We start from the raw sequence: 7696 nt of genomic DNA on the forward strand, positions 1-7696 counted from the left end.
GAAGAGGATTGGCATCATAATTTAGTTAGCCGCAGTCTCTTATGGCACTATAATCCTGTCACTACTCCAGTGAAGGGAATGGGAAATAACAAACAAAATACTCCATCTCAAAGCTCTATTCCCAATCAGCAAACATTACAAGCTAATGCGTCTGTTGCCAATTCCCAAACTCAAACCCAAGCAACTAAAGCATCTCCAACTACCAAACAACCATCTCAAAATACAACCCAACAGGCTAACAAATCTCAAACTTCTAAACAGAATAAAACTCAACCCAGCAATCAAGCTAGCAAGACTCCAGTCATAGAAATGCGAGTGGCTATTGCCAATGGAGTCAACTCACTAGCAGTTGCCACTTCTACACCTGGAGAAATACTTGATGCTAAGGGTAAATTATTAGATAAACTATCAGCAAAACAGGCTATTGAAGTGTTGCCAGGTGGTCCAAATATTCGTGTTGGCAAATGGACGACACCAGGAGGAGTCTGGATCAAACCAACCCAAGGAGGACTAGTATATGTGAATAATCGCTGGTATCGAGGCGATGTACTATTGGTTTCTCAGGGGAATAATCTATTAGCAGTTAACTATGTCGATCTTGAGGTTTATATAGGTAGTGTTGTGGGATCTGAAGTATATCCAGATTGGCCTATGGATGCTTTGAAAGCACAAGCGATCGCAGCTAGATCTTATGCTATTGTTCATTATATCCGACCTGCTAATGCCTTATATGATTTGGGCAATACTGAGCGTTGGCAAGTTTATAAAGGTGTTGAGACAGAGTGGAATACTACTGCTCAAGCTGTTAAGGAAACTCGTGGCGTTTTTCTGAGTTACAAAGGGGGTGTCTTTGAATCAATGTATGCAGCTTCTGATGATATTGTCACTAATGTTTTTGGCGGCAAAGGCATGAGTCAAAACGGCGCTTACAAATTAGCAACCCAAGGATATGACTATAAACAAATTTTAAATAATTACTATCCCGGTACGTCTTTGGCTTGGCTGGATACTAGTGCTTCTGATTCAAATTAGGGAATGGGGAGTAGGGAGTGGGGAATAAGGGAAATTACCCCCTTGTCCGCATTGTCCCCCCGATACCCCAGGGCTGTTTCATTCTCAAATTTTACGACAGATTGAAATCTGTCGCTACACAGACAAAACCTGCCTTCGCAGGTTAGCGAGTCTTGCATTAGCTTATTAACAAATAAGTTGAACCGCCGAAGGGCGGTTTAGCAAGTGTAGCAAAAGGTTTTAACCTGTTGCTGTAGGAGAATGAAACAGCCCTGCCCGATACCCTGCCCCTCTGCCATTTATACTGAACTTGGGTAACAATAATTAACAAAACTCAAAAGGTCAGCGAAGCTAAACATGGGACTGATTACAACCGGAAAAGGATTCATTCGGGATCTAGAAAAAGCGGGGGCATTAGCCTTGTATGCACCCTTAGAAGGGGGATATGAAGGGCGTTATCTGCGACGGGTGCGGGCAGCAGGTTATACCACATTATGTATCACTGCCAAAGGGCTAGGGGATCTAGCTGCTTATCTTACAGGTATTCATGGGGTTCGTCCTCCCCACCTGGGTAAGAAAAATATTGGTAAAACAGCGGCTGTCGGCGAAGTGCAGTACCTACCACCCTTGGTTACTTACCAATTAGAACATCTCTCGCCTAAATCCAAAGGTTTAGTCTTATGGATTATTGAGGGTAATATTTTGTCTAGTCAGGAAGTAGGGTATTTGACGGCGTTAACTCAGGAGGAGAAACGCCTCAAAGTGGCAATAGAAATGGGAGGCTCGCGCAGTTTCCACTGGATGCCACTGGATGCGGCGTTGTCGAAATTGGCATCTTAAGGGAAAACACGCGGTAGAGAGGTTGCGATACAACATCTCTACCACCCGTTTTTCTGTGAAGGCAATTTTAGATTAATCTTAATAATTTATTCACAAATAACCTAACCTCAGAAACCCGGTTTCTATGTGCCTCAGTCGCCTGGAAAGCGCTGTAAATTAATCTTAACAATTTATTCACAAATAACCTGTCAGTCAATATGGCTGTTTAGCCCGGAAATCCCCTTGCTTAAATCGTAAGTTTTGATACCCTTAAAAAGGACTTAGTAGATTTAGGAAAGTTATTATGCTTGAACAGCGCGACTATACGTTAATCATCGACAAAAGCGGTAGTATGTCGATTCGAGATCAACTGTCTGGGAAAAGCCGATGGAATGTGATGCAGGAATCTACCTTCGCCTTAGCCAGCAAATGCGAAGAATTAGATCCGGATGGTATCACACTTTACTTATTTTCTGGTCGCTTCAAACGCTACGATAATGTAACCTCCGACAAAGTGGTACAAATATTTCAGGAAAATGAGCCATCTGGACGAACAGATTTGGCAATGGTACTGCAAGATGCCCTCGATAACTATTTTCAGAGGAAGGATAAGGGGGAAACGAAGGAGAATGGAGAAACTATCTTAGTGGTGACGGATGGGGAACCTGACGATCGCAAAGCCGTGATGAAGGTGATTATTGAAGCATCGCGGAAGATGGATATAGACGAAGAATTAGCAATTTCCTTCATTCAAATTGGCAGCGATTCACAGGCGACAAAATTCCTGAAGATTCTGGATGATGAATTGCAAGGTGCTGGCGCTAAGTTTGATATTGTAGATACTGTCACAATTGAGGATATGGAGGATATGAGTCTTACAGATGTCCTGATTAATGCTGTTATTGATTAAGGAATAATCTGGAACCAAAATTAGCTAGTTTATCAGGTGAGTGAGATACATAGAAACCCGGTTTCTTCAAGAAACCGGGTTTCTGGGGTGTACTCGATCAACCTGTAATCTGCTCTTGTCGATCTAAATTGGAATATCTCTGTGGAATTTCTCACTATCCTCCTCTCTAGCATACTTACTCTTGGCTCCCCAGTTGGGTTAGCACTTGATACCTTTGCCGAAAATACCATCCTCTCTCAAGTAGAAAGGGTAGAAGAGCTACAAATCCGCGTGGATAATACCCCAAATTACCAAGTAATACAAGGAAAAGTCCAAAGGTTAAGGATGGCGAGTCGCGGGGTGTGGGTGACATCAGATATGCGGATTGACACTTTGGAATTGGAAACTGATGCAATTGACGTGGATTTACAGCGTTTGGCGCGAGGAGGTAAAGAATCTTTAGCAAAATCTCTGCGCCAACCCTTGCAAGCCGGGGTACGTTTAGTATTAACTGAGTCAGATATTAACAAAGGGCTACAGTCTCCCACCGCCACCGCACGATTGCAACAACTTCATTTTCGCCTCTTAAGTGGCTCAAAACAGAATTATCAGATTTTCAACCCAAGGATAGAGTTTCTGGCAAACAACCGCATCCGTTTCCAGGCAGATATTCGGGAAGGAGAAAACCCCTCAATCCCAATTACTCTAGAGTCGGGATTAACTATAATCGCTGGGGAAAGTGTACAGCTAATCAATCCCATCGTGTTAGTAGATGGGAAAGCGATTCCACCTCTGTTAGTGGGAGGTTTGACTAGTGGCTTAACTAACCGTTACAATCTCCGCAGCTTGGCAGATGCAGGTATTACGGCAAGAGTATTACAATTAAAAATAGACACAGGAAGATTAGAGTTAGCCGGGTTTGTCCAAGTCAAGCCACAAAATTAGTTGTTGGTTGTTTGTTATTTGTCATTTGTTGTTAGCTCTAGAGCAAATCAAAATTGTATAACAGGTGTCTCGCCTGTGGCTGTTATTAGTGATTTGAGGCAACAACTAACAACTAACAACCAACAACTAATAACTAACAACCAACAACCAACAACAAATTAAAATGCAAAACCAACAACCAGTACGTCGGATTCCTATTAGTATTATCGTCGGGATTTCTGCGGCAATCTTAGCAGCAGGAGGTGGAGGTGCTTGGTTGGCATCACATAACTTCACCTTTACCAAGACATCTCACTTAGAAACTACATCCCCATCACCTAAGTCTATTCAACCTGTAACCGAGCAGAAAATTACCGTCTATTGGCTCAATGATGTAGATGGCAAAATTGAGCTAGTTCCCACTTCCCTAAAGTTAGATAATGCCAACAATCAGGGTGAAGTTTTAAAGATAGCATTTAATAGCCTATTAGCTGGACCAATAGATAAGGCTGTTACCACCACAATTCCTAAAAATACTAAATTGCAGAATATCTCTATAAAATCTGATGGGATTCATATCGATCTTTCTCAAGATTTTACCAGCGGTGGTGGCAGTACTTCAATGACTGGTCGTTTAGCACAAATCCTCTATACTGCAACAAGTTTAGAGCCAACCGCTAAAGTTTGGATTAATGTGGAAGGAAAACCCCTAGAAACTCTAGGTGGTGAAGGTATCGTAATCGATCAACCCATGACTCGCAAAGACTTTGAGGAAAACTTTGAATTTTAGAACAGTCGATCGTTAGTGATTTTTTTGATTCATTAGCTAATAGCTATTAGCCATTAGCCATTAGCTATGAGCCAATTTTTTCAAATCATTGAAATCATGAGTATCATGGTTTCCCTGCACTAGTGTTTATTCGCTAAACTAAAGTCGCGAAAATGGCGAGCTTGTTCCTCAATTCGCGTGGCTAATCGATCGCATACCAGGTTGCACAACTCGAAAATTAGTTCATCTTCTACTTTGTAGTAAGCCGATGTTCCCTCCGCACGACGGCTGAGAATTCCGGCTTGCAGCATGACTTTCAGATGCTTTGAGACATTCGCCTGACTGGTGTCTGTCGCTTCCACCAACTCCTGTACGCATTTTTCACCTTCCCGCAGCAAATTGAGAATCCGTAGGCGCATCGGCTCGCTTAAGATACTAAAATATTCTGAAACTTGTTGTACTACCTCTTTTGGTACGGAGCGTGCTGTTACCATCGGCATAACCCGAATTTCGGTGATCCCCAGATTTTAGTCTATTTTACCTTAATGTCGCAAGAAGGCTCCCGTTATAGACGAGGCGGATATATTGAGCGTAGCGAGTACCGCCAATGTTTTAGCGGGAGATGTAGGCGAAGCCTTTCCGTAGGGTATTGCGACTGGTAAACAATTGAGCGAGAAAGAATCCAGATAAACTACCCATGTCTATAGTGGGTAAATTGTGCTACGATCCTACCATGTTAGTAATCGAAGCAAAGCTCAAAGGAACTCAAGAACAGTACAGGAAGTTGGATGAAGCAATCCGTACAGGACAATTCATCCGCAACACTTGTCTGCGTTATTGGGAAGATAATAATGGAGTCACTCGTAATGACCTTCAAAAGCTTTGCTCGGTACTGACCAAAAATAAAGAAACACCTTGGACAAGAAAGCTTAATTCTCAAGCTAGGCAAGCTCATGCTGACAGAGCGTGGGTATCCATTCAGCGTTTTTACGAGAACTGTAGATTGGGTAAACCGGGTAAAAAAGGTTATCCAAAATACAAAAAGTTCAGCCGTTCCGTTGAATACAAAAATAGTGGTTGGAAGTTATCTTCTGACAGAAGACAGATAACCTTCACCGATGGCTTTGAAGCCGGAACGATGGACTTATGGAGTTCTAGAGACTTAGTTTGGTACTGTGAAAAACAAATATCTAGAGTTCGGGTAATCAGACACGCTGACGGCTACTATGCTCAGTTCCTAGTTGACTGGGATAGAAGGGAGGAGCATGAATTCCAAGGAAAAATGATAGGAATTGATTTAGGACTCAAAGAGTTCTATACTGATTCCGAGGGAAATACTGTTGAAAATCCTAGATATTTACGGAAATCTGAGCGAAGATTAAAAATGCTTCAGCGTCGGGTTTCTAAGAAGCTTATCAAGGAGAAGAAACAGTCTCATAGATACCATAAAGCACGTCAGGCTTTAGCTAAACAACATCTCAAGGTAAGTAGACAGCGTGGAGACAAGGCTCGGAAAGATGCCTTGGCGCTAGTCAATTCTAACGATTTGATCGTCTATGAAGACTTGAAGATACGAAACATGGTGAAAAATCACCATTTAGCTAAATCCATTAGCGATGCTAGTTGGTATCAATTCATCCAATGGCTTAAATATTTTTCCAAGGTTCACGGTGTCATAGTCATTGCTGTACCACCTCACAACACTACTGTTGATTGCTCGTGCTGTGGTGCAAAAGTCAAAAAAACTCTTAGCACTAGAACTCACAGATGCGATCGCTGTGGCACAGTGTTAGATCGTGACTATAATGCAGCAAAAAATATCTTGGCAAAAGGATTTAAGCTACTGGCTCAATATTTAAACAGTACGGTAGGGCATACCGAATCTGACCTCAAAAAGGTGAAAGCTCAGGGAGAAACCGACCTCTGGCTCAACAACGGAGACGCTCTTGCTCTAAGTCGGCTCAATGAACTGAGAACCAAGATTTCTTGGGAATCCCCCGCTATACCTCGTAGAGGTTAGCGGCGGGAGGATGTCAATCAATTGATAACAATTAAGTAACGATCACCCTGGATTAATCCGCATTAAGGGTTGACCGTACTCGATCGGTTGACCATTCTCTACCAGAATTTCCATCACTTGTCCAGATATCTCAGCTTCAATTTCATTCATCAGCTTCATAGCTTCAATGATACAAAGGGATTGACCAATACGGATGCGATCGCCCACTTCGATAAAGGGAGCTTCATCAGGAGCAGGGGAGCGGTAAAAAGTGCCAACCATAGGTGACTTCACATCTTCCCATTTCGGGGTTGGGGGAGGTGGCGGTGACGGCTCTTCAACCACTGCTGCTAAAGTCTGTTTAGTTGGTGGATTGCTCCCTGATGGGGGCAATTTCACAGGTACAGAAGAGACAACTGCATCTATGGTGGGCATGGAAGCCATACCTTTACGCACCGTCAGTTCAAAGTCAGCACTTTTTAAAGTAAATTCCGCGATATCAGTTTGAGCGATCGCGGATATTAGTTCTCGGAGTTCGTTAAAGTCTAAGGACACGACGATATTAGGGGAATGGGGAAGAGAGTTTTGAGTTTTGAGTTTTTAGTTTTCATTCAAAACTGATAACTAAAAACTCAGAACTTTTAGGGGAATGGGGAATGGGGAATAGGGAATAGGGAGGAGACTTTTGAGTTTTGAGTTTTACCTCTCACCTCTGATTAGCCACTCCCTATTTTGTCAGAAAATTTATTCCCTACCTAGATAGGAATCGCTACGGGTATCGATTTTAATCCTTTCTCCAACGGAAATAAATAGAGGAACCATTACCTGTGCCCCCGTGGAAACTGTGGCGGGTTTACTACCACCTGTGGCAGTATCGCCTTTGACACCTGGATCGGCGGCTATAACTTCTAATACCACAGAATTCGGTAATTCCACTTCCAGCACTTGCTCGCCCCATGTAACGACGTTAACTTCCATACCTTCGTTAAGATACTTGACGCGATCGCCAATCTGGGCAGTGTTGAAGGTACTTTCCTCATAGCTTTCCATATCCATGAAGACAAATTGGTCGCCTTCTTTGTAAGTATGTTGCATTGTGCGCTTTTCCAGGGTAGCCTGTGGTACTGTTTCCCCAGCCCGGAACGTTTTTTCAACAACGCTACCATTATGTACGTTTTTTAACTTGGTACGAACAAAGGCAGAACCCTTTCCAGGCTTGACGTGGAGAAACTCTACCACCCGCCACACAGATCCATCTAACACAATCGTGACGCCAGGGAGAAAG

9 protein-coding genes are annotated in these 7696 nt (G+C 42.9%); 6 read left to right on the forward strand and 3 right to left on the reverse strand.

What is annotated here, in order from left to right; genetic code table 11:
• The 5 genes from NJ959_RS22495 to NJ959_RS22515 form a co-directional block, all read left to right on the forward strand.
• On the forward strand, window positions 1-1032 hold a 1032-nt coding region (locus NJ959_RS22495), incomplete at its 5' end, for a SpoIID/LytB domain-containing protein (protein WP_254013980.1).
• A gap of 336 nt (window positions 1033-1368) precedes the next feature.
• On the forward strand, window positions 1369-1851 hold the full coding sequence (locus NJ959_RS22500; RefSeq protein ID WP_254013981.1) for an NAD(P)H-quinone oxidoreductase subunit N: 483 nt from the start codon (window positions 1369-1371) through the stop codon (window positions 1849-1851).
• Window positions 1852-2134: 283 nt separating this feature from the next.
• Window positions 2135-2740, forward strand: coding sequence for a vWA domain-containing protein (locus NJ959_RS22505; protein ID WP_254013982.1), 606 nt, complete (start codon window positions 2135-2137; stop codon window positions 2738-2740).
• 141 nt (window positions 2741-2881) lie between these two features.
• A complete protein-coding gene (locus NJ959_RS22510; protein WP_254013983.1) occupies window positions 2882-3664 on the forward strand; it encodes an LmeA family phospholipid-binding protein in 783 nt (260 codons plus the stop codon).
• A gap of 163 nt (window positions 3665-3827) precedes the next feature.
• A complete protein-coding gene (locus NJ959_RS22515; protein WP_254013984.1) occupies window positions 3828-4433 on the forward strand; it encodes a GerMN domain-containing protein in 606 nt (201 codons plus the stop codon).
• 119 nt (window positions 4434-4552) lie between these two features.
• On the opposite strand, the gene NJ959_RS22520 is transcribed toward NJ959_RS22515, so the two are convergent.
• On the reverse strand, window positions 4553-4906 hold the full coding sequence (locus tag NJ959_RS22520; protein ID WP_254013985.1) for an ArsR/SmtB family transcription factor: 354 nt from the start codon (window positions 4904-4906) through the stop codon (window positions 4553-4555).
• 239 nt (window positions 4907-5145) lie between these two features.
• On the opposite strand from NJ959_RS22520, the gene NJ959_RS22525 reads away from it, so the two are divergent.
• Entirely contained in the window at window positions 5146-6432 is a 1287-nt protein-coding gene (locus tag NJ959_RS22525; RefSeq protein WP_254013988.1) for an RNA-guided endonuclease InsQ/TnpB family protein, read from the forward strand.
• 42 nt (window positions 6433-6474) lie between these two features.
• Here the strand turns inward: NJ959_RS22525 and accB are convergent, their stop codons facing one another.
• Window positions 6475-6966: an acetyl-CoA carboxylase biotin carboxyl carrier protein gene (accB, locus tag NJ959_RS22530; protein WP_254013986.1), complete on the reverse strand. Its 492-nt coding sequence runs from the start codon at window positions 6964-6966 to the stop codon at window positions 6475-6477.
• A gap of 189 nt (window positions 6967-7155) precedes the next feature.
• Window positions 7156-7696 (reverse strand): elongation factor P (gene efp, locus NJ959_RS22535; protein WP_254013987.1); only part of this gene is annotated, 541 nt, incomplete at its 5' end.

It is taken from the genome of Limnofasciculus baicalensis BBK-W-15, from assembly GCF_024178385.1.
Taxonomy (GTDB): domain Bacteria; phylum Cyanobacteriota; class Cyanobacteriia; order Cyanobacteriales; family Coleofasciculaceae; genus Limnofasciculus; species Limnofasciculus baicalensis.

Bases quoted from the DNA above. Each gene is read 5' to 3' on its own strand.
- NJ959_RS22500 (WP_254013981.1), top strand. From the start codon at position 1,369: ATGGGACTGATTACAACCGGAAAAGGATTCATTCGGGATCTAGAAAAA.
- NJ959_RS22505 (WP_254013982.1), top strand. From the start codon at position 2,135: ATGCTTGAACAGCGCGACTATACGTTAATCATCGACAAAAGCGGTAGT.
- NJ959_RS22515 (WP_254013984.1), top strand. From the start codon at position 3,828: ATGCAAAACCAACAACCAGTACGTCGGATTCCTATTAGTATTATCGTC.
- NJ959_RS22520 (WP_254013985.1), bottom strand. From the start codon at position 4,906: ATGGTAACAGCACGCTCCGTACCAAAAGAGGTAGTACAACAAGTTTCA.
- NJ959_RS22525 (WP_254013988.1), top strand. From the start codon at position 5,146: ATGTTAGTAATCGAAGCAAAGCTCAAAGGAACTCAAGAACAGTACAGG.